A 21,961-nucleotide genomic window follows, 5' to 3' on the forward strand; every position below is an offset into this window, starting at 1 on the left:
GACCTCATTCGAGTCTAGACAAAATGACACCAAATGAGTTTTACTATGATCAGCTACCCCAACAAAACAAGGTGGCTTAACTAGAGCGGAATATCACTTATAAATACGCTTTTAGTTGTTCAAACAAGTGGGACCACCTCTCTAGTATTTACATGCCTATGAAGAATATTTAATCCAATATTAACCAGGAATATCTATTTAAATACAAATAGAACAGTGGGTTAATTTTTTAAAAAAGTCGCTCTTGGTGTAATACAGTCATAGGCTTATGTAGGGTAGCAGGTGATATGTCATCTAACTCATTAAGCTGAACAGATCGTGGGCGGCCAATACACGCTAAGCAAAACTAAAATTGCAGAGCATGACCATCTTTTACTGAATAGAGCTGCAGACGAGGAAAATCCTCTAGAGTCGATGGATATTTATCTATTGATGATTTTACTAATTTGAAAAGTTGAGGCTGTTGTTTAACATCTAACTTTTTTGCAAATCTTGTCCAAGTAAGTGCCAAAATTTGGCAGGAAATAAATCATTCAAATTATTTCACATTCAATAATTGATCCCACTTGAAGTAGTTTTGAGTTAGCCGATCTCTTGACATGTTCCAGGTTCTATTCGGTAACGTACTTGCTCCTAAAGCCAGCTTGGTTTTGCCAAACTTATGATGGATTTCCTCAAGTGAATCCATCAGGTTATTGTCTAAGCTTATTTGCTTCATGTCAGTGAACAGGTCATAAATATGGGAAGCTTTAGGCTCCAGGCACGTCAAGATCACGCCACATTTCTTAAAGGCAATATCTTTGGTATACAAGTCATCAATCATCGTGGTAGCAATTTTAGAGAACACTAACAGGTTGTCAGTAGGTTCTTGTAAAGTCACTGCAGCTGACTTGCTGTAATAAGGTCTATACGTGTCAAACGGGTTAGATTGTACGAAGCCAATTATATAACCACACAATAAATTTTCACCTCTTAAACGAGTAACTGCATCTTGCACATAGAGGCTCATAGCTTCTTTTAAGTCGTCAATATGGTAAATCCTTTGTCCAAAAGAACGGCTTGCAACAATCTGCTTTTTTGGTGCCCGCGTATGCTCTAGCTCTATACATGAAACACCCTGCAATTCCAGTAATGTCCTATGCATGACGATAGAAAACTGATCTCTGATCATCAGAGGCGAAGCCATAATGAAATCCATGACTGAGTGTATCCCCATGCTGTTGAGCTTTTGGCTGTGCTTCCTGCCAACTCCCCAGATTTCACTCACTTCTATAGCTTGGTACAGATCTTCAGCAGAGCAAGGATCCATTGAAACTAGGTTGCATACACCGTTCAGATAAACATTCTTTTTCGCAATGTGGTTTGCTAGTTTTGCTTCTGTCTTAGATCTGCCAATGCCAATACATACTGGTAAACCAAGCCAAGAAAAAATACGCTGACGAATGTGCTGGGTATAGTCAGTTAAGTCGTAATTTCCCGCATGGGCTGTCAGATCGAGAAAACATTCATCAATAGAGTAAATCTCCTGTTCTTTAGGAGAAACAAAGTCGGACAGGACTTTCATGAATCTGCGTGACATCTCTGCATACAGGGCATAATTGCTAGAAAGCACTTGGACCTGATGCTGTTCAACGATGTCCTTGATCTGAAATAGAGGAACACCCATCTTAATGCCTAGGTCCTTGGCCTCTTGAGAGCGGGCTACAGCGCAGCCATCATTATTAGACAGGACAATTACTGGTTTATCTTTTAGACCAGGGTTAAAGATGCGCTCACAACTCACATAGCAATTATTAATGTCTACTAAAGCGTAGATTTTCTGAGAATATATGGTCATTGGGCAGGAAACCAATAAAGAAATTAACGATTTCTAAATGACTTAATGACAAAAGTAACCACACCCCAAATCACCATTTCCTGGCCATCTTGCAGATGAATGTCTGAGCAATCTGGATTTTCAGCTTTAAGCCAACGATAATTATTTTCGATCATTAAGCGTTTTACAGTGAAATCATTGTCGATCAGTGCAATCACGATGTCTTCATGTTTGGCGTCAATACTTCGGTCTACAATCAGTTCATCATCAATCTCAATACCTGCATCTCGCATAGAAAGTGAAGCGACTTTCACCACAAAGGTTGCTGCTTCATTTCTAATCAAGTGTTCATTCATGTCTAGAGTTTTATCTACATAGTCTTGGGCAGGGGATGGAAAGCCAGCAGCGATTTTCTCAGCGGCTAAAGGAATTTTCATGTAGGTGGATGACTCTACAACAGAGATTGAAGCAATATCATTAAAGCACGGTGAACCGTACCGGGTTTGTCGGAGACCAAACTTTCTGAGATGAGACGCATTGCTTCTCAAGACGTAGCGAAGCGTAGTGATCCGATGAAAAAAGTAAAATATACCCCCTGAAATCAGATAGAGCGGTTCAATTAGAACTAAACCCAACTATCGCAACACTGAGCTCTGGAGAATCTCGTCGTTTCTTAATTGCGTCGTAATGATGATCATGAAGATAAAATCAAAAAATACAGATTTTTGTGTAAATCCTGAGTAGAATTCGACTTATTTTTTCTGCAGTAAAAAAGCATGGCTTCTCACTATGCTGCTTTGCAAGGACGTTTTATGCTCGCGCTAGATATACAACATGTTCGAATGAAACAACACGCCACTGATAAGGCACAAGCGTTGCAATGTCTAGTCGATATCTTAGTCGAAGACCAATTGGTTACACCTGATTATATTCATGGGTTGACCGTGCGCGAACAACAAAGTGCAACGTATTTAGGGCAAGGAATTGCCATTCCGCATGGGACGCCTCAGTCTCGCCAATGTATTTTAAAAACTGGTATTCGTCTGGCACACTTTCCTGAAGGAGTTGTTTGGGACGGTGAAAATAAAATTTATTTAGCAGTGGTGATTGCTGCGAAATCAGATGAGCATTTGCAAGTCTTACAAATTTTGACGCGAGCTTTAATTAATGATGTCGCTGATCAAGTGAAACAGGCTCAATCTGCAGAGCAAATTATCGCATTATTACAAGCCCAACCCGCATCTTTGGCATTGCATGAAAATTTAATCGCCACCCAAGTTCCCGCACTTGATGTAGAAGATTTAATTTGGCAGGCAACACAGTTGCTGAAACAGCAAAAAATGGTGGAGTGTGGTTTTCTGTCGGGTTTAAACCTAAACAGCATGATTCATTTAGGGGAGGGGGTCTGGTCGATCACTTCTAACCAGCATGTTTTGAGCCCAGCTGTAAGTTTGGTAAAAGCGGAACAGGTTTTAAGCCATCAGCAGGAAATGCTCAAGACTTTGGTGTGTATTGCCAGTAATGAGCAACTGGATATGCAACGGTTTCAACGGTTAATGGATATTTTGTTTGATACTGAACAAGTTCATACCCTCAACCAAGAGCAAGATAGTCACCAGTTGGCGCAGTTAATTGGTGCTGAACTGATTCCTGATTGGCCATCTCGTCGTATTGTCTTAGCTAACGCTCATGGTCTACATGCACGTCCCGCGACACACTTGGTCAATATGACCAAGAAATTTGCAGGGGATATTCTCGTTGCTGTAGATGAGGGGGCTTACGTTTCGGCAAAAAGTTTAACCAAATTATTAGCCATGGGGTGTCGTCGTGGTCAAACTCTGACTTTTATTGCACAACCCGATACCGATGCTGTAGCAGGCTTAGAACAGATTATTGATGCAGTTCAACAAGGTTTAGGAGAAGAAGTTGAAGCTGTTGACCTTGTATCTCATCAGCATAGCAGTAGTGCCCCAGTCGTAAATAATTTGGAATTAATGCCTTTTGAATCACATGGCGATACGGGTAGCTGCGGTATTGCGGCATCAACTGGCCTTGCTTTTGGTCCTGCACATGTGGTGAAGCCACATGAATTTAGTTATGAACGTCGCGGACAGAGTTTTAAAGCTGAGAATGAAAAGCTTGAAATTGCACTTCATCAGGTGAAAAATAACTTACGTCAATTCATTGCACATACTGAATCTACTGCCATTAAGCAGATATTCATGGCACATTTGGAAATGCTGGATGATCCAGACCTCCTCCAAAGTGTACAACGCGGTTTAAAGCAAGGGTTGTCTGCTGCAGCAGCTTGGCATGATCATATTGAAGTGGCTGCTACCGCACAGGCTGCACTTAGCGATCGTTTACTGGCAGAGCGTGCGGCTGATTTAAGGGATATTGGTGAGCGTGTTTTGGCTGCTTTGTGCGGTGTGGCCGATGTCACAGAACCCGAGCAACCTTATATCTTAATTATGCATGATGTTGGCCCGAGTGATGTAGCGCGTCTGAATAAAGATCGTGTTGCAGGCATTTTGACCGCGGTTGGTGGAGCGAGTGCCCATAGTGCTATTGTGGCACGTGCTCTGGCTATTCCAGCAGTCGTAGGTGCGGGTGTAGCTGTTTTAAATATTGAGAACCATGCCACAGTGCTAATTAATGGGGATAGTGGTGAGTATGTGGTCTCACCCGAGCAAAATCAGATTGATCATGCCATTGCAGAGCGCCAACGCCAGCGTGAGTTGCGAGAACAAGCGGAACAGCATTGTTTAGAACCTGCCATCACACTGGATCAACATCAAGTTGAAATCGCAGCCAATATTGGCAAAGTGGGCGCTACGATACAGGCTGTGGCCGATGGGGCAGAAGCAATTGGTTTGCTACGCACAGAATTGGTCTTTATGTCACACAGCAGTGCGCCTGATGAGGCTACACAGGAAGCCGATTATCGGGTGGTGTTAGATGCTTTGGCGGATCGTCCATTAGTGGTACGTACACTTGATGTGGGCGGGGACAAACCTTTGCCGTATTTGCCTATTGAAAAGGAAGAAAATCCATTCTTGGGCTTACGTGGTATTCGTCTGACTTTACGTAAGCCAGAGTTGTTACGTCAGCAATTGGTTGCTTTACTTAAAGCAGCAGATAATCGCCCATTAAGAATTATGTTTCCGATGATTGGGCGGGTTGAAGAATGGCGAGCGGCAAAAGCAATTTTGGATGAGGTTCGCATACAGCATCCATGTGAAAACTTACAAGTCGGTATTATGATTGAGGTTCCTGCGGCAGCATTGTTGGCTCCAATTCTTGCTCAAGAAGTTGATTTTTTTAGTATTGGAACCAATGACTTGACTCAATATACTCTGGCGATTGACCGTGGTCATCCACTGTTGTCTGCTGAAGCTGATGGTTTACATCCGAGTATTTTGTTATTGATTGATCAAACTGTTCGGGCAGCACATCAGCATGGTAAATGGGTGGGCATTTGTGGTGAATTGGCTGCTGATCCAAAAGCTGTGCCTGTATTGATAGGCTTGGGCGTGGATGAGTTGAGTATGTCGAGTACCAGTATTCCATTGGTGAAGGCGCAAATTCGTGGTTTGAACTATATAAATTGCCAACAGGTCGCTCAGCAAGCCTTAAGTTGTGACAGTGCAACTGCCGTACGTGCATTGGTGGAGTAATTACGAATGGCTAAGATATTAAGCATTACTCTGAATCCTGCAATTGACCTCACCGTGCAATTGGATCAACTAAAAGTTGGCGAGGTCAATCGTCAGTTAACGGCCCAAAGCCATGCAGCAGGTAAAGGCTTAAACGTGGCACAGGTCCTTAAGGATTTGGGACATGAACTGATTGTGAGTGGCTTTTTGGGGCAAGACAACCGTCAAATTTTTGACCATCATATCCAGCAAGAGCAATTTGATAACCAATTTATTTATGTTGCAGGTGAAACACGACAAAACATTAAAGTTGCAGAAGCTTCTGGTCAGATGACTGACATCAATGGCAAGGGCTTTTTTGTAGATACCTCAGCAAAACAACAACTATGTGAACGTTTATCTCAACTGATTTTAGAAGTTGATGTGATTGTGATTGCTGGCAGTTTGCCACAAGGGTTTTCTGCAGAAGAGCTTTCGACACTGATTCTATGGTTACAGTCTGCTGGTAAAAAAGTCGCAGTAGATACCAGTGGTGTTGCGTTGAAAGCAGCAATTGCTGCCCATCCTTGGTTGATTAAGCCTAATACAGATGAGTTGACGGAAACCTACCATTTGCCAGCAGAAACGTTTGCAGAACAGCAGCATCTTTTTGCCAGTTTAAATAGTCAGATCGAACATATTGTGGTCTCGATGGGTGAAAACGGAGTGAACTGGCTTCACCGCACGCAACCCCTGCATGCTACTGCACCGAAAGTCACCGTCCAAAGTACGGTGGGTGCGGGAGATTCCTTGCTGGCAGGTATGATTCATGGCTTGTTGAGTTCAACTTCCCCAGAAGAAACATTGAAAACAGCAACCGCAATTGCGAGCAACGCTGTGACCCAAATTGGGTTTGCCCTTCCAGACTTTGCTGTTATTGAAGATTTGAAATCGCAAATCTCAGTCCAATCATTGAGTTAATACGATGCAAGAGATAAAACATATTTTATTTGTGCCACATAGTCCCGAGCAGCCGATTAATGCAGTGATTTTGGCCAAAAAACTCTCCAAAGCAGCGACAGCACTTGGTATTTCCAATGATGTGGCGACATCAGTCGAGCATCTCGATTTATCAAATGTTATTGATACAGTTGTTTTTGTTGGACAGAAGTCGGTAGATGCGGATCAACTGCGTGACAAGGTTGTGAAAGTCATTGGTTTGAATAACGCACAACACGATGCGATCATGCTTTTGCAACAAGTTCTTGAGCATTCAGATGCTTTAGATGAAACTACTGCAGCCAATGTAGGGATTACACGGTTTGTCGCCATTACAGCATGTCCAACTGGTGTTGCGCATACGTTTATGGCGGCCGAAGCCTTACAACAGGGTGCAGTAAAGCACGGTTATCAGATTGATGTTGAAACCCAAGGATCGGTTGGGGCTAAAAATATTTTATCGGCAGAAAGTATTGCCAAAGCAGATGTGGTGATCTTAGCAACGGATATTGAGGTCAATACAGATCGCTTTGTAGGCAAACGTGTATATCGCTGCAGTACAGGATTTGCCCTTAAGCAAACGGATAAGACTTTTGCAAATGCAATTGCTGAGGCCAAAGTGCTTGAAACGGGTAAGCAAACAGCCACTAAGACAGAAAATGAAAACAAAGAAAAAACTGGAATTTATAAACACCTTTTAACAGGGGTATCTTTCATGCTGCCGATGGTGGTGGCGGGCGGTTTGATCATTGCCATCTCGTTTATGTTTGGCCTCAATCCTGTTGAAGGAAGCTTTGCCGCATCCTTAAAGCAAATAGGTGCTGCAGCATTTACTCTTATGGTACCTATGCTGGCAGGTTACATTGCTTATTCTATTGCGGATCGTCCGGGTTTAACTCCAGGTTTGATTGGCGGTTTACTTGCCACACAATTAGAGGCAGGCTTTCTCGGTGGATTAGTTGCAGGTTTTATTGCAGGTTATATTGCGTTATTTTTATCGAAGCAGCTTAAACTCCCAAGTAGCTTAGAAGCATTAAAACCAATATTGATTATTCCACTATTGGCCAGTTTAGCTGTTGGTTTAATCATGATTTATGTGGTTGGACAGCCTGTTGCACAATTGTTTGAATTACTCACACACTTCCTTGCCAATATGGGGACGACCAATGCCATGATCATGGGGATTATCCTTGGGAGTATGATGTGTATTGATGTTGGAGGGCCAATAAATAAAGCGGCTTATGCCTTTACGGTGGGCTTACTTACGTCACAAACATACGGACCGATGGCGATTACCATGGCTGCGGGTATGGTACCGCCATTGGGTATGGCAATTGCAACTTTTCTGGCAAAGTATAAATTTACCAAACCTGAGCAAGATGCAGGGAAGGCTGCTGTAGTTCTGGGCCTATGTTTCATTTCGGAAGGTGCTATTCCGTTTGCTGCCAAAGACCCGATTCGAGTGCTTCCATGCGCGATCGCAGGTGGTGCTGTAACTGGGGCTTTGGTTGCATTATTTAAATGTGAACTAGTCACTCCGCATGGCGGTGTAATGGTGCTGATCATTCCGAATGCGATGAATTATCCATTAAAATATTTATTGGCGATTGCGATTGGAAGTGTGGTGACTGGTGTAGCTTATGCCGTGATAAAACAACGGTTAGAATAAGCCCTTCATAGAAGCTTTGTGAAAGCTATTTAGTGCAATAAATGAATATTATGCTCAATCCAATTTGGATCAGTTGGAGAGTCTCTGCTTGAATTTGTCCAGGTAGTAGGTCATGAGCGATATTGCTGAACCGGATTGCAACCTTACAAATCGAGCCAATAATTTCATCAACTTCTTGGACACAAAGTTCCGCTTCCTGAGTACCAAGTTTCACAAGAGCTTGTCGAGGAATATTCAGTGCCTCACCCATGATATCCATTTGATGTGCAGGAAAGTTCTAAACCTCTACTGATCGCTTCTGCACTGTATTCAAAGGCGATTAATGGCCGACCTGTGATTGCGGTTGAGGAGACCAATGTACCCCAAAGCCAATATTCACCCCATCCATTGTAGTAAACATTAAGTTTTTGAGCATGGATTTATTTCCTTTTGATACGTTGGCGAGCACTACTGTTCTGAAATGACAGCTTTGTCCGTTATAATTGTATAAACATTTTTGGTTTCTGGTAATTATGTCCTCATTGATCAATTTTCTATCTCGCTTTAGTACTGCAACTCTTCAGCGCAGTCTGAGCTATGCTAAACACATTGATAGGGAAACGATTGAATTCTTTGAGGACAAAGACGGGGTTACGATGTATGCCCAAATTGAAGGGACAGATTATTACGATACTGCAATTACCTATAATCCCCAAAAAGACCGTTTAATCGATGACGATTGCACTTGTCCGGTTGGATATAACTGTAAACATGCTGCTGCTTTAGCGCGGTTATTCTTTCAAGAATATCGTCAGGAATTTCAGCAGCGTTATGCTGACTCTCAATCCCCGCAGGGAATCGCAAAACGCCAACGGGGGGATGATCAGGCGCAGCGCTGGTTGAATGATTTTAAACGGTATTTACAACAGACTGAACCAGAGCAATCTGTCAAAACAAACAATTATTTAATTTACCTGCTAGATCAGTCTGTCAGCTTAAAGAAATTGACAGTTGATGTTCAGAAGGCCAGACGCAATAAAAATGGCTCAATTGCGGGGGAAAGTTATTATACCCAATATGAAAATATCACCAGAAAGCATCTGACTTTACCTGAACAAAAACGACAATTATTTAACCAGATTTATTATTATGCCAAAATAAACAGTGACGAACGCTTTTATCAAAGCAATCTCGATATCTCCAGCATTTTATTGGAGCATTTCAAATCTTTTATTCAAAGTGGCGATGTGTACTGGCAAAAAAAGAGCCATACTGCACTTCAATGGTCAGAACAAGGCTACAACATCGAATTTAGATGGGAACAAGGGGCTAAACAACAGACAGAGCATTTAAACATTGAATTGGTCAATGGTGATATTCGACTCGATTTGAAATTAAATCCACATATTCAGATTCTCGCGAGCCAGCCACCGTGTTATGTGGATATTCAACAGAACACGGTGGGCCAGTTATATGGTGAATATACGGCAAATCTTCTGTACCATTTTTTACAGATGCCTGATCTTCCATCTATGCTCTTGCCAGAGTTTGAGAAACTGACTCATCAATATTCAGACGTGAAAAATCTACCTCAGCCCGAGTCTATTCAGCATATTGATGTCCTTGAGGGAAGTCCCCAGCCAATTTTACGCTTCGGTGTTTTAGATAAATTTGATTGGAAATGGGAAGAGTCTGTTTGTGCCGAAATTGAATTCTCCTATGTAGGCGGACGAATAAAAGCAGGTACATCAGGTGACAGTTTTATTGGTGAGCAGCATGGCAAAATGGTGCGACAGCTTCGGAACTTAGTTCAGGAACAACAGTCAATCCAGCGTTTACAGCTATTGGTCGAATCACTGAAGTGGGTGAAAGATCTTAATTATTACCAGCAATTAAAACTGGATAAACAACGTCTTGATTCTATGGTTTTTGCGTTCTATGGAGACTGGATCAAACAGCTGATGCCCATCAATCAAATTGAATTGATTGGATGGCAGATAGAGCATCTGGAACACAGCCCATTTAAGCTGCAATATGTTGAAAATTTAAATATTTCCATCACTGAATCTGAAAGCCAACAAGACTGGTTCAATATCGGGGCGACCGTTCAGGACAGTGCAGGCAATAGCTATGATTTACTCGATGCACTTGTGGCTTTGGTGAAAGAACAGCCTGATTTACTTGATCCACGGATTTTTGGTCATCTGAATGACAGTCACATTTTCACCCTGAAAACTGCAGCGGATCAACCAGATTTGGCTTTATCCGCAAAGGACATTAAGCCGGTATTGTTGCATCTGCAGAGCATTTTACAGCAAGAAGAGCGTAGCATAGATCGCTATGATGCGAGTCAACTATTAGAATTACAACATCATCTGGGGATGGTGTGGCAGGTCAGTAATCGCCTGCAGCAATTTGCGCAGAAATTCAAACAAGGCTATCAGCAACAACTGCCGACACCACAAGGTTTTCAGGGGGAATTACGTCCATACCAGCAGCAGGGCCTAGGCTGGTTACAGTTTTTAAGGGAAACCCAGCATGGCGGGATTCTGGCGGATGATATGGGTTTGGGTAAAACAGCACAAACTTTAGCCCACTTACTCATGGAAAAGCAGGCTGGTCATTTGCAGGACAGACCCGCCTTAATTGTTGCACCCACATCGCTGATGCATAACTGGTTCAAAGAAGCGGAAAAATTTACCCCTGAGCTCAAGGTACTGCTGCTACAAGGCCCCGACCGCCATCAGTATTTTGAGCAGATTTCACACTATGATATTGTGTTAACCACCTACCCGCTCTTGGCGAGAGATGAAGAGCAACTGAAGCAATATGAATATCATCAACTCATTCTGGATGAAGCGCAGAATATTAAAAATCCGCGTGCCAAAGCTGCACAGGTAGTACGGCAATTAACAGCGCGACATCGTCTATGTCTAACTGGTACACCTATGGAAAATCATTTGGGTGAGCTGTGGGCACTATTTTATTTTCTAATGCCAGGATTTTTATATTCACAAGAAATCTTTAATAAAAAGTACCGCTATCCTATTGAAAAACGCGGTGATCAGCAGTTAAGGCAAAAGTTGGTAAACCGCATTAAACCCTTTATTTTACGTCGCTTGAAAACTGACGTTGCCAAGGAATTGCCTGAAAAAACCACGATTGAAGTCAATATTGACATGAATGAGCAGCAATCCAAGCTATACGAGGCTGTTCGCGCCACGATGCAGGCAAATATTCAGAAAATTGTGGCAGAAAAAGGCTTTAAGCGTAGTCAAATCCAAATTTTAGATGCCTTGCTGAAGCTGCGTCAGGTCTGTTGTCATCCTAGCTTGCTGAAACTGGATTCAGTTAAAACCGGGCAGGCGTATTCTGCCAAACTTGAACAGTTGATGGATATGGTTGTTCCAATGGTGGAAGAGGGACGAAAAATTCTTATTTTCTCTCAGTTTACCTCAATGTTGGAACTGATTGAACAACAGCTCCATCACGCAGAAATTGGCTATGTGAAGCTGACTGGAAAGACCAAAAAGCGAGATGAAGTCATTACAGCATTTCAGTCTGGACAAGTGCCGGTATTTTTAATCAGTCTGAAAGCAGGAGGGGTTGGTCTGAATCTAACTGCCGCAGATACGGTCATTCACTATGATCCATGGTGGAACCCTGCTGCTGAAGATCAAGCTTCAGATCGTGCATGGCGGATTGGACAGGACAAGCCGGTATTTGTGTATAAGCTGATTACCAATAAAAGCATAGAAGAAAAAATTATTGCCTTGCAGCAGAATAAAGCAGAACTGGCACAGTCTATTCTAAGCACAGATCATGAGGGAGAAGTGAAACTGACGGAAAATGATGTGATGAAATTGTTTGAGAAATTTTAGCTTGGTTACAGGTTTCCTCTAATCATCTGTAAGTATCTGAAAGTCTGGATGCAATTTTTTCCAATGTTCTCTTAATTTTTCTTTATGAACAGAAAACATAGGTAAGTCTAGTAATAGCACTTGCCATACTGACCGTGCTTTGTCCATGATCGCGTGAAGTTGTTTTTCAATAACACGCCATGGAACACCGACTTTTTCAGCCCATTGTTCAAAGTGTTTCATCTCAGCTAAATACCAATCTTTATTTTTGGCAAGATTCAATGCGAAATGAAGCTCATTTTCAATATATACACTAGTCATCAATATATCGTATGCGGGAGATAATCTTGGTGTTCTTTTGTCCTGATAAATCATACTCCAGTTTTTTAAGTGTGCATCTCCATTGGCGAGCAAAATGTTGACAAGTAAGTGGCTGGCAACTTGCTGAATATCAAGAATTTTGTTATATGAAAATTGATAAATGATCTTTCCTATCTGCTCATAATTTGTGGTGCTGTATTTCTGCTGTGGATATGCACCGAAGATCTGAGCAAAGTCTTCGATGTGAATAAGCTCTGTAGTATCAGCAGTACTCTGTCTATCAAATCTTTTGATTGCAAAAGCATATTGCTCTTGGGGTAAATTTAATGGTGGAAGGTTTTGTAAGAGTGCCATATCCACCAAGCGAATCTCAGAGACATCTATTCCGACCATTTTGGCAAGGCTCATCATAGGATATTCATTTAGCGGAACAAAAGCATGTCTGGAAGAAGGAGTTTTGACAATCCAGTCCCCGTGTAGAGACGATTCCGTTGCCTGGACTAGTGTAAAACGCCCATCTTTGGCTTTCATGGAAAACTTCATTTGGACGCCGGCCAAGGAAAACTTATTATCTGTTCGGATCTCCTGTTTTAAGATCTGATCTGGATTAGAGATCTGCAGTTTGAATTTTATTTCATCTGGAATTTCTTCTGGATCTAATGGAGTCGCAATGAGTGCTCCAGGTAAATCATGACCTAAAGCTGCCAATAACTGAAATTCATTGTCTATATGTACTTTGAGGCTTTGTGCAATCAGTTCGCGTAATGCACCTTCTGGTAGCAAGTTTGATAGCAAGGGATGTAAACGCTGATGTGTAACATAGGTCTTTTCTAAAATCCTATCCACTTGAGGATACAAGGGGGAAGTCAGCAGGCTCAAGGTCGGGCGTTGCTGATCAGAGCGGAAGGAATCTGTAAAAACCAGAATATTTTTTCCGCTCTGAAATCCTGCCAAGTATCCAACGATACCGTGATGTAATGTTAATTTCAGGACGGCAACAGTATTCATGGTTCCTCTCCTCCGAGAAGACCCTTCCATGGGTTAGTCATTAAGTCATCCTGATCTTCAATAGTGACTTTAATTTCATCATTCAATAATTGTCTGATCAAATGAACCTTATCATCAGGAATGAGCATCAGTTGAGCATTTAATCCTGCCGCTATAATTTCTAAGGTCTCTAATCGAGGGTTGCCCTGACTTTCCAGTTTTTGGTACTGCTGTCTTGAAATGCCTGTACGGGATTGCATATCAACTTGCTTTAAGCCCAATTGGGTTCGTCTTTTTTTGATTTGCTGAAGTAAAGACTTATTCATTGTAGATACATTTATTGCTTTTAGGTCCTGTAAGAAACATATTAGTTTCTTTTTTTTGAAAAGCAATTTATGACTTTATCATTTCGATCTGTAAAAGCCCTAGCTACGTAGTGATCTGAAATCACTCTGAAAATACAGTTAAAATACGCGGTTCAATTTACCTTAATCTCCTTACGTAATTGGCAGCCAGATCTGAACTGTTGGCAACTCTCTGGCAAAATTTCCTGGCAGCTCTGCATTTAACTACCTAGCGCAATCTGATAATAAATAATAACAAACCCGCCGTGCAGTTAGCATACAGTAAGTAAAGGAATGGTTGACTGTGATCATAAAAATAGCATATCAAGCCGGAGGGAAACTAGACGGCTAAGTATAGTAATATCAATAGTTTTAATACTTTAGAAACATTAACCGTCGGTTCAGAACACTATCAGATTTTCAACCTGTCTAAATTGCAAGTGCAGTTAGGTGACCTGTCCCAACTACCAAAATCTTTAAAAGTCTTGCTGGAAAATTTACTACGTTTTGAAGATCAGCTCACGGTGAAAACCGAGCATATTCATGCCTTGGCAGGATGGCTTAACGATCGAACTTCAGAACAGGAAATCCAGTATCGTCCGGCACGGGTCCTGATGCAGGATTTTACCGGTGTTCCTGCAGTGGTTGATCTTGCTGCAATGCGTGCAGCAGTGGCCAAAGCCGGTGGTGATCCGGAAAAAATTAATCCGTTGTCACCGGTGGATTTAGTCATCGATCACTGGGTGATGGTCGATTACTTTGCTAGCCCGCAAGCTTTTGACTAGAATATCGCCATTGAGATGCAACGCAATGGCGAGCGCTACCAGTTTCTACGTTGGGGGCAGGCGGCGCTCAATCAGTTTCGCGTGGTGCCGCCAGGAACCGGAATTTGCCATCAGGTCAATCTGGAATATCTGGCACAAGTGGTCTGGAGCAATGAGGTCGATGGGCAGGGCTTTGCCTTTTCTGATACCTTATTCGGTACCGATTCACAATTTATTCATCATATTCTGAAAATATTTCTTCAATTTCATCCCACTGCGGCAATTTATGCTTTTTTTTATTCACTTCGAATTGTAAACCAACACCATCAAGCACACGTTCAAATATGTCAAATGAACCTGTAAAATGGCCATTTTCCATCTCTGAAATTGTTGTTTTATTGACTTGAGTTTTTTCTGCAAGGCTTTTCTGTGTATAGCCTAACCCTTTTCTTGCCAAACGTATTTCTTTACCTATTTCACCTCGTGTAGCCATTTTTTTCTCCCGAAATTTGTTAGCCATATAGCAAACTTTTAACTAATTATGGTTAATATTCGCTATATAGCAAACTTTTATAATGATTCTTGAATAGCTAAATTGAACTTATAAGATTCAATTTAGCCTCAAATTAGGTTAATAGAATCCATATATGTATGGTAGTTCTCAATAATGAGGCAGTTGTATACCTCTTGAGAAGAGAAACTTCTTATACCTTGAATTTGAATTATTAGACAAAATTATGACTTTTAATTTTCTGTGTAATGAAGCTTTATATATTCTTAATATTTACCCTGAAGCCGAAGTCCTTCGACTACGTTTAATACAGTAGCTAATCCCTGAGTAGTCTGAATCTGTTTTATCGGAATGCCTTTGGTTAGCTTATTTGGTGACTTCATAAAATGCTGCATCCATTTAGCCTCTCCACCTGTTAGAGCATCTAGTGATATCGCAATACGAATTAAAATAATTGCGAGTTCTCCTTGACTTGAATCGGGATCTAACTGAAGCGAATTTAAAGTTTCCACTGAATCTAAATTGATAACGATAGCAAGCTGGTCCAGTGTCAAACCAAGTTGTTTTGCAGATGATAAAACAGCTTTAGTTAATACCTTTTTTTGTTTTGCAATTTTTTCTGACGTTTTATGCATGACTGATCTCAGTTTCAGACGTTGCTGATACCTAGAGTTTATACTATTTGATTATCGTTTCTCAGACATCCAATTTTTACTGAAGATATATTAAATTTGGCTTTAGATAAGGAAGCAACGGTTAAATTATTTAACAGCATGTGGTTATTTTTAGACCTTCAGCTTTAAGTTCAAGAGATCGAGGTCTGCCGATACATGCTAGATGTAAGCAAAATTTAAATGCGGCCAGTGCTTTGGCATCTTTTGTCGAGTAAAGCTGGAGACGAACATAATCTTCTTGAGTCGTAGGATGCTCTGTTGTGCTCGATTTAGCCAGCTTCAGTAATAAAGGTTGTTTCTTTTTATCTAGCAATTGTACCAAGTCTTGTCCAAGCAAATGCCAAAATTGATGGGGAAACAGGTCTTTTACCTTGCAATAAAATGATTCCAATTGATCAATTTTATTCCAGCGATAATGAATGCCGGTATGCGAAACTGTAACACGACTTAAAAATGTCTCAAGCACCGCTTTTATTTGATCTGGCTTTTTTTCAAAGATATTTTGAATATTTTCAAAGAAATAGTTCCTTGCTTTGCGCTCTTCAACGGTATCTATCATCGAGGGTTTCAAAGGTTTATCCAGATGATTTGTGTTGTTGAGATCAAATAACCTTGGGTTGTTTTTTTGAGACTTGAGTTGGCCCAGTTGTTTGGCATTTTCATACCAGTAGTTAACCAGTTCGACAGGTAAACTCATTTCTTGTGATACCCGATCTGGTTCATGATGAATTTCCAGTAAATTTAGGCACTTAAAAAACCATGCAAATGAAACTTTGGATTCTTTTGTTCCCGCGAAATATTTAAAAAAATCATGATGCTTTGAGTTAAATGAAACCTCATCTAGAATGTCTTCTACGTTACTTTTTAACCAGTCAGTTTGATCGTTGAGTAACTGCTGACTTAAATGACCAGCATGCTTTTCGAAATTGAATGGAGCAGAATCTTTTACTGTGTTTAAAAATTTGAAAGAAGGTAGGTAGCCCATCATCTTTTTTGCCAGTTGAGTATCGATGTCTGGGTGATATTTCAGTATTTTATGCCCAGCAATCAGGTAGCTTAGATGAATATAACTTTTAAAAGTTTCTGTAGGGTCAATGTGACCCAGTAAATGGGCAATCATAAACCAATGATTTTGACCATGTGTATGACGGAGTAACTCTGTCCGAATGGACTGATATTGTTCTTCAGTATAATCCGTCAGATTCTTGACTAGGGGAGCGTAATCGCAGTTGAGCAGAACGGATAAGTGATTGGCAGCCGTGTGTCGAAATGAGTGAAAAGAATAATCATGAGTTTTAAAAAGCTCGTTCATAATCATTCTAAAAGGTGTTGTCACCGTATGTTTGTTCAGCTTGCTATTTTCATTCCAATTACGGAATAAGTATAAGTTTTGCTGATTGAGTAAACGTTGCTCGACTACATGATTATGAAATAGTTGATATTCATCGGTTTTTAATAAGCAATACACAGGAACTTTGCGTTCAGCACTATCTGTTTTAAGTTGATGTAAGTTTCCTTTCTTTTTTGAGCCGTAGGGCTGAATCCATACTGATAGACAGCTCAAGCCCTCAATATCCCGCACACGTAAGCCTAGAATTTCATTAATACGCATACCGGTACGGTAAGCTAAGATATAGATGATTTTTAATGTCTTATAAGTGTTTTCTTGACTATTAGCACCTGAAAATAAGGTATCTAATTTGTTCATGAAAGCTTGATAAGTCAAAGGGCCAATAATACGGGCTCTAGGCCTATTTTGTATGGCGAGTGATTCTAATTCGAGAGATTCAGCTTCGAAAACTGTTCGTTGAAAGCTATGGAAGCGCTTCAACATCCTGCTGGTTTGACCTCTGGATTTTTTAAATTCAGGTTGGCCTGCTTCATCTGCGAGACGGGTGTTCGTAATAATTTGTGTGTAGATATTTGCCAGATTCGTATTCAGATCATCTTCGCTATCTAGATATTGTAAAGAATGTGTTAGCCAAGGCTCGGCAATCCGGGAGTAATAAGTGTAAATCGAACTATCTGCTAATGGTCTATTCTGCTGAAACGATTTTTGAAATTGGTTAGCGCAAAAATTAAAATTTTCAGCCAGTTGCTGAATCTGTTCTAATTCTGGTTTATAAAGGCTGATGAGCCATAAGGCGACACGTTTACTATACTCATTAAATTTATTAGTATTTTCAATGCAATATTTAATGATTAATGCATCGACGCTTTGATCAGTTTGTGGTGTACGAATCAGTTGTAAAAGGTCTTTGTGAATCTTTATAACATCATCCAAGGCTTGCTGAATGTCATCATTAGAGTAGGATTGACCCACAATAGATGGTGATTTTTCTACATCTGAATCAGTAAGAGTGTCCTGCTGATATTTAAATTTTGGATGAAGAAATCTTTCAAATTCTATTTCTGATAAGCCACAGGTTGCAGTATTTTCTATAAGACATTGTGAGAGAGCAGGATCAATGTCAACTTTCGGGAGTTGCATCCAGTTAAAGTTGGCGTAGTCGCGTAATAATTTATAAGTTTTAAGATTAAATGGTAACTTAATCTTATTAAAAATAAGCTGTAGATAATCTTCTACATTCTGGTTTACTGTACGAATATTTCTGCTATTAAAATGAATTAACCATAAGCGGGTGATTTGATCAGGAATAAAATTACGCGATTTACGAATGGTTTTTTCATCAATAAATAGATCTCCATAAGAGGGAGAGAGCGGTTCTAAAAATATAATGTTCAGATCTTCGATCTTTCTGATTTTTGCCGGATCTTTTAAGTGTTCAAGCAAAGCTTCTAAAGACGCTTTTTGATTTAAGCCGGAATAAAGCATGGCAGAAATAACAATATTTCCAATGATTTCATCATCAGAAAATGTCTTGCTATCTTTTGCTAGAATCCAGTAGTCCCAAAGCTTATCAAGAACTTCATCAACCTGCTGTCCCTTCTCGATCCAGTCCATGGTAAAAACCGGCTGATCACGCTGCATCTCAAATGTCAGATTTGGTAGGGGCAGGGGCTCGCTCCTATTTAGATTGATTTTTTTAATATACGATCGAAAAAATTCATGCGCATATTTTTTCCAGGCCAAGCTTGAAGCTTTACGTTTAATAAACTCATAAATTGCTGGATAGAAGGATTCAAGATGTTCTTTTTGTTCTAGTTCTATTTCTTGGAAATATTGAATTAATTCCTTTTCTACATCCGATCGAGGAGATTTCTCTTTCTCAAGACGAATTTGTTTTCTACGATTTTCTGCATATAGTGGTCGAGCTTGCTTAGTTCGTTTATTGGATGAGGACATCGAGTTCAATACCGGTAATATTAAAATAATCTTTTATTTGTTCAAGAACATGAGCAATGCTTGAATATTGTGAAATAGATAAGCTGGAATAAGGATGCGCAGCTTCTTGCTGCATCGGCTCATGACCGAATAAAGCTAAAATTTCAATTTCGCTAATTTTATGGCTGAGAAACGCACGGGCTGTATGCCGGTGCCAGTTTTCATGTTCCAAACCTAACTCTGGATGAAAGTCTTCTACAGTCGAAGGTCTCAAAGGTTGCCATTGACCATCCTGAAAGATATTTAACAGTGGGAGCTTGCTCTCTAGAATCTGCTGAATATTATTTGAAATTTCTGGCTGAATAGGAGTAATTTGAGTTTTAAAATAATGTAGAAAATCTATGAATTTCAGGAGTTCTTGTACAACAAAATGACACAGTGGAATCAAACGTCCATAGCCTTGACGCCCACCCACCTCTTTATCAGAAACCATCAAAATTTTTCTTTTCAGGTTAAAGCTTTTTAAAAAACCAGGAAACTCAGCGACGGGTCGCGCAGCAGTAAAAAGCAATAAAAAATGCCACATCCAGATATTGTAGTGATTAAAAATTGCTATCCAGTCATCTTCTTTTTGTGAAATTATTCTGAATTTGAGAGTGGCAAAGATATTTTGAATCACATTTGAAGTAGGTGCTTTGCGGCTTCCAAAGTTTTTTTCTGCAGCATATTCAATATTCTGGTATTCATCGGATAGCGACTCACACAGCTCTTTTAAAATTAAGACATATTCAGTCTGTAAAGTCAGGATATTTTGATGACAATAAGAAGTAGAAGAAGACTTATTGGCATCAATACCAGTGAGAAGGTCAGCAAGCTGTTTATTTCCAGTGCGTTGCAAAATAGTCTGATGTAAAAGAGAGCCAATTCTTATTAGTGATAATTTTGGAATATAAAATTTGGCTCTCAGCTGTTTCAAATGTTGCTGAAGGTCCTCTTCCTTAACGGGGTCACCGTCTCGCAGAGATTCAATAAATGAATTCGGGATCGGGATGTCCAGATGAACTGTTTGGTTGAGCAAGCCCTCTGGATAAGCAAAATCCTTATTTTCAAAAATTGAAAATTTACTTCTCAGATAATATTGTCCATTGCTTTGCTTGATCTGTTGGCGAGCATTTAAATTTTTAGCACGTTTACTTTGTAGACGGAGCCACTCCTGGATTTTATTTCCTGTCAGAAATGACAGCATCAGGATCAAGGATGCCTTCTTTTTTTTGATTTCTTTATCCTTGTCTTTAGAGTCTTCTTTAACCTCAACAATGTAATTTTTATATAGTTCAGTAATTAGGGCACTTATGCTTGTGGTATTAGGAAAGAGGCTGCTGTATGGCAGCAAATGTTCTTTCCGTTGAATATGTTTGGCAACCAGAGGCAGCACATAGCTTTGGCCGGATTCTGAATATGCAGCAAGGGGGGTAACGATGGTTGGGTCTACAAGTATTTGACGTGTATCTTGGTCATCTAATTGTTCTTCTATATTAAGAGCTTTAGACTTTTGACCTTTTTTAATTTCTGAACTTTCTACAATCAGCTGATCTTCATCTAAAAAATCATGTTGAAGTTGAGTCTCGATGCTCGCTTTGGCAATTTTGGCCTTATTGTTTAAAATATAAGTAAATGTAATGCGTAGATTATTCAGTAGATTTTTTTCAAAATCATTGGATGGATCTGTATTGAAATTACTTAAATATTGAACAAATTCAGTTAACGAAAGCGTAGGATCTTTAAGATGCTTTTCCCAAAGGATCATGTATTCGCGTGTATTTTGATATTCTTTATCGGGATTCAGAACCCTATTGGCCACACGGAAGCGTTGAAATAAGCGTTTTACAGTATTGAAATGTTCAGTGTAGTCTTCTTTAAAAAGCTCAGGTTTAATGTCTGGAAGGGCAATTAAATAGATTGCTGCTTTTAAGACCAGGATATTCCAGATTAAAGCGTTTTCTTCCGACTCTGCTAATTGTGCAATTGAGTTCACATACCAAGTAACTGGTGTTGCGCTAACAGTATGTTTTCGAGAGGAGACCAATGCAGCTGGTCTAGCAACAACAGAATTGGTTTCTAGATCAAAATCTAATAGATCGAGATTCAGTCCTTCCAGACATTGATCAGTTGGGTGCGAAGTCAGTAAATCAGCAACATATTGAATATGTTCGGTACGTTGGAGCTGCTCATCACCAAAGAGTTTTTCCAATGTCTGTTTTAATGATACCCCTGGAATATCAGCAATATTTTGATGGGTTGGGTTGGATTCTGACATTATGCTTTCCATAGCTGATCTGGCGTGAGAACGAAGTCCGCATTATTTAAAAGCTGTTGTACAACTTCACTAGTTTGTTCTAGTTGATCAAGCACACTTTGTCTTTTTCGGTTTATAACTTTATTGCGATAATTCAGCTGATATCGTGTGTATGAGAGTCGTTTTGCTAGCAGGTCTAAGCTCATAGTACGGTGAGGTTTGAAAGAATTTTCTTTGTTTAACTTGTAAATAGCCTCGGCAGAAATGTATTCATTTATTAAGTTATGTAACCTTTTGGGATTTAATCGATTAAGATCATAATAAGTAGATGATAGAAATTTTAGAAATTCGGAACTAGCCACATTTTTTAATAGTTCGATTTTTTTGTTATCTTTGGGAAGAGAATGGATAATTAGATTAATTTCTTTGGGTGCATTCTGAGTCCAGTATAGGAACCATTGGATATTACTGGCGATGGTATAACCGGATAGATTAGTATCTTTCCAGACGTGAATTTCGGGACGTGGATTCAAGATACCTAGATCTGTTTTTAAAGCTTTGAAAGCCTCTTGATAGCAAAGATAAATTCCAGAAAAATCAGGGTGTATACTGATTTGGATTTTATTAAAATTTTTGCACAACAATTTTTTAGGTGCGCCAAATTTTTCATTGAAATCAAAAGCCGTTTGTATATTTACTTGGTGATTATATAAAAAAATCAAGTAAATATTCGTATATTCGTTAACAGTCAGACAATGGCTAAAAATTCCATATATTGTGCATCTAAATTTCAAAAACCACTAGACCTCTTGCGAAAGTA

General features: G+C 40.0%; 13 protein-coding genes and 3 pseudogenes. 5 read left to right on the plus strand and 11 right to left on the minus strand.

From position 1 onward, the window contains the following. Nucleotides 1-229 precede the first annotated feature (229 nt). The 3 genes and pseudogenes from B3Q46_RS16435 to B3Q46_RS07940 all read right to left on the minus strand — a co-directional run. Nucleotides 230-528 (minus strand): annotated as a pseudogene (locus tag B3Q46_RS16435) (hypothetical protein); the annotation flags it as partial. A 10-nt stretch (nucleotides 529-538) separates the two neighbouring features. Then, complete coding sequence (locus B3Q46_RS07935; RefSeq protein WP_005108359.1) at nucleotides 539-1,837, minus strand: Y-family DNA polymerase; 1,299 nt, start codon at nucleotides 1,835-1,837, stop codon at nucleotides 539-541. A 23-nt stretch (nucleotides 1,838-1,860) separates the two neighbouring features. Then, nucleotides 1,861-2,364, minus strand: a complete 504-nt coding sequence (locus B3Q46_RS07940; RefSeq protein ID WP_034580556.1) for a LexA family protein — start codon at nucleotides 2,362-2,364, stop codon at nucleotides 1,861-1,863. A gap of 264 nt (nucleotides 2,365-2,628) precedes the next feature. Between B3Q46_RS07940 and ptsP the strand changes: the two genes are divergently transcribed. From ptsP to B3Q46_RS07955, 3 genes are read left to right on the plus strand one after another with little or no spacing between them, the layout of a single operon-like run. Next, on the plus strand, nucleotides 2,629-5,493 hold the full coding sequence (gene ptsP / locus B3Q46_RS07945; protein ID WP_005233291.1) for a phosphoenolpyruvate--protein phosphotransferase: 2,865 nt from the start codon (nucleotides 2,629-2,631) through the stop codon (nucleotides 5,491-5,493). 6 nt (nucleotides 5,494-5,499) lie between these two features. Then, a complete protein-coding gene (pfkB, locus tag B3Q46_RS07950) occupies nucleotides 5,500-6,432 on the plus strand; it encodes a 1-phosphofructokinase (protein WP_004883949.1) in 933 nt (310 codons plus the stop codon). Nucleotides 6,433-6,436: 4 nt separating this feature from the next. Beyond that, nucleotides 6,437-8,119: a fructose-specific PTS transporter subunit EIIC gene (locus B3Q46_RS07955; RefSeq protein WP_004883948.1), complete on the plus strand. Its 1,683-nt coding sequence runs from the start codon at nucleotides 6,437-6,439 to the stop codon at nucleotides 8,117-8,119. Between the two features lie 29 nt (nucleotides 8,120-8,148). On the opposite strand, the pseudogene B3Q46_RS07960 reads toward B3Q46_RS07955, so the two are convergent. Next, nucleotides 8,149-8,384, minus strand: a pseudogene (locus tag B3Q46_RS07960) (hypothetical protein); the annotation flags it as partial. A 247-nt stretch (nucleotides 8,385-8,631) separates the two neighbouring features. Between B3Q46_RS07960 and B3Q46_RS07965 the strand changes: the two are divergent. Further along, entirely contained in the window at nucleotides 8,632-11,979 is a 3,348-nt protein-coding gene (locus B3Q46_RS07965; RefSeq protein ID WP_005233294.1) for a DEAD/DEAH box helicase, read from the plus strand. Between the two features lie 18 nt (nucleotides 11,980-11,997). Here B3Q46_RS07965 and B3Q46_RS07970 read toward each other — a convergent pair whose 3' ends face one another. Together B3Q46_RS07970 and B3Q46_RS07975 are read right to left on the minus strand one after the other, a co-directional pair. Further along, complete coding sequence (locus B3Q46_RS07970; RefSeq protein WP_005233296.1) at nucleotides 11,998-13,287, minus strand: type II toxin-antitoxin system HipA family toxin; 1,290 nt, start codon at nucleotides 13,285-13,287, stop codon at nucleotides 11,998-12,000. Further along, complete coding sequence (locus B3Q46_RS07975; RefSeq protein ID WP_004282130.1) at nucleotides 13,284-13,592, minus strand: helix-turn-helix transcriptional regulator; 309 nt, start codon at nucleotides 13,590-13,592, stop codon at nucleotides 13,284-13,286. Before B3Q46_RS07975 ends, B3Q46_RS07970 begins: the two co-directional genes overlap by 4 nt. A gap of 380 nt (nucleotides 13,593-13,972) precedes the next feature. On the opposite strand from B3Q46_RS07975, the pseudogene B3Q46_RS07980 reads away from it, so the two are divergent. Continuing rightward, nucleotides 13,973-14,602: pseudogene (locus B3Q46_RS07980) on the plus strand (aconitase family protein); the annotation flags it as partial. Nucleotides 14,603-14,606: 4 nt separating this feature from the next. Here the strand turns inward: B3Q46_RS07980 and B3Q46_RS07985 are convergent. From B3Q46_RS07985 to B3Q46_RS08005, 5 genes are all read right to left on the minus strand, one after another. Continuing rightward, nucleotides 14,607-14,867 (minus strand): helix-turn-helix domain-containing protein, encoded by a 261-nt coding sequence (locus tag B3Q46_RS07985; protein WP_004647603.1) that lies wholly within the window; start codon nucleotides 14,865-14,867, stop codon nucleotides 14,607-14,609. 284 nt (nucleotides 14,868-15,151) lie between these two features. Continuing rightward, nucleotides 15,152-15,520 carry an MbcA/ParS/Xre antitoxin family protein gene (locus tag B3Q46_RS07990; protein WP_005233302.1) on the minus strand — a complete coding sequence of 123 codons (369 nt, stop codon included), beginning with the start codon at nucleotides 15,518-15,520 and terminating at the stop codon, nucleotides 15,152-15,154. 130 nt (nucleotides 15,521-15,650) lie between these two features. Continuing rightward, entirely contained in the window at nucleotides 15,651-18,866 is a 3,216-nt protein-coding gene (locus B3Q46_RS07995; RefSeq protein ID WP_005233303.1) for a tyrosine-type recombinase/integrase, read from the minus strand. Further along, nucleotides 18,850-21,162: a hypothetical protein gene (locus B3Q46_RS08000; protein ID WP_005233304.1), complete on the minus strand. Its 2,313-nt coding sequence runs from the start codon at nucleotides 21,160-21,162 to the stop codon at nucleotides 18,850-18,852. The genes B3Q46_RS07995 and B3Q46_RS08000 overlap by 17 nt, the downstream gene beginning before the upstream one ends. Next, complete coding sequence (locus B3Q46_RS08005) at nucleotides 21,162-21,833, minus strand: hypothetical protein (RefSeq protein ID WP_005233305.1); 672 nt, start codon at nucleotides 21,831-21,833, stop codon at nucleotides 21,162-21,164. The genes B3Q46_RS08000 and B3Q46_RS08005 overlap by 1 nt, the downstream gene beginning before the upstream one ends. Nucleotides 21,834-21,961 lie beyond the last annotated feature (128 nt).

It is taken from the genome of Acinetobacter sp. UBA2581 (assembly GCF_002339435.1).
Taxonomy (GTDB): Bacteria; Pseudomonadota; Gammaproteobacteria; order Pseudomonadales; family Moraxellaceae; genus Acinetobacter; species Acinetobacter variabilis.

Bases quoted from the DNA above. Each gene is read 5' to 3' on its own strand.
- B3Q46_RS07935 (WP_005108359.1), bottom strand. From the start codon at position 1,837: ATGACCATATATTCTCAGAAAATCTACGCTTTAGTAGACATTAATAAT.
- B3Q46_RS07955 (WP_004883948.1), top strand. From the start codon at position 6,437: ATGCAAGAGATAAAACATATTTTATTTGTGCCACATAGTCCCGAGCAG.
- B3Q46_RS07975 (WP_004282130.1), bottom strand. From the start codon at position 13,592: ATGAATAAGTCTTTACTTCAGCAAATCAAAAAAAGACGAACCCAATTG.
- B3Q46_RS07990 (WP_005233302.1), bottom strand. From the start codon at position 15,520: ATGCATAAAACGTCAGAAAAAATTGCAAAACAAAAAAAGGTATTAACT.
- B3Q46_RS07995 (WP_005233303.1), bottom strand. From the start codon at position 18,866: ATGTCCTCATCCAATAAACGAACTAAGCAAGCTCGACCACTATATGCA.
- B3Q46_RS07970 (WP_005233296.1), bottom strand. From the start codon at position 13,287: ATGAATACTGTTGCCGTCCTGAAATTAACATTACATCACGGTATCGTT.
- B3Q46_RS07965 (WP_005233294.1), top strand. From the start codon at position 8,632: ATGTCCTCATTGATCAATTTTCTATCTCGCTTTAGTACTGCAACTCTT.
- pfkB (WP_004883949.1), top strand. From the start codon at position 5,500: ATGGCTAAGATATTAAGCATTACTCTGAATCCTGCAATTGACCTCACC.
- ptsP (WP_005233291.1), top strand. From the start codon at position 2,629: ATGCTCGCGCTAGATATACAACATGTTCGAATGAAACAACACGCCACT.
- B3Q46_RS08000 (WP_005233304.1), bottom strand. From the start codon at position 21,162: ATGTCAGAATCCAACCCAACCCATCAAAATATTGCTGATATTCCAGGG.
- B3Q46_RS07985 (WP_004647603.1), bottom strand. From the start codon at position 14,867: ATGGCTACACGAGGTGAAATAGGTAAAGAAATACGTTTGGCAAGAAAA.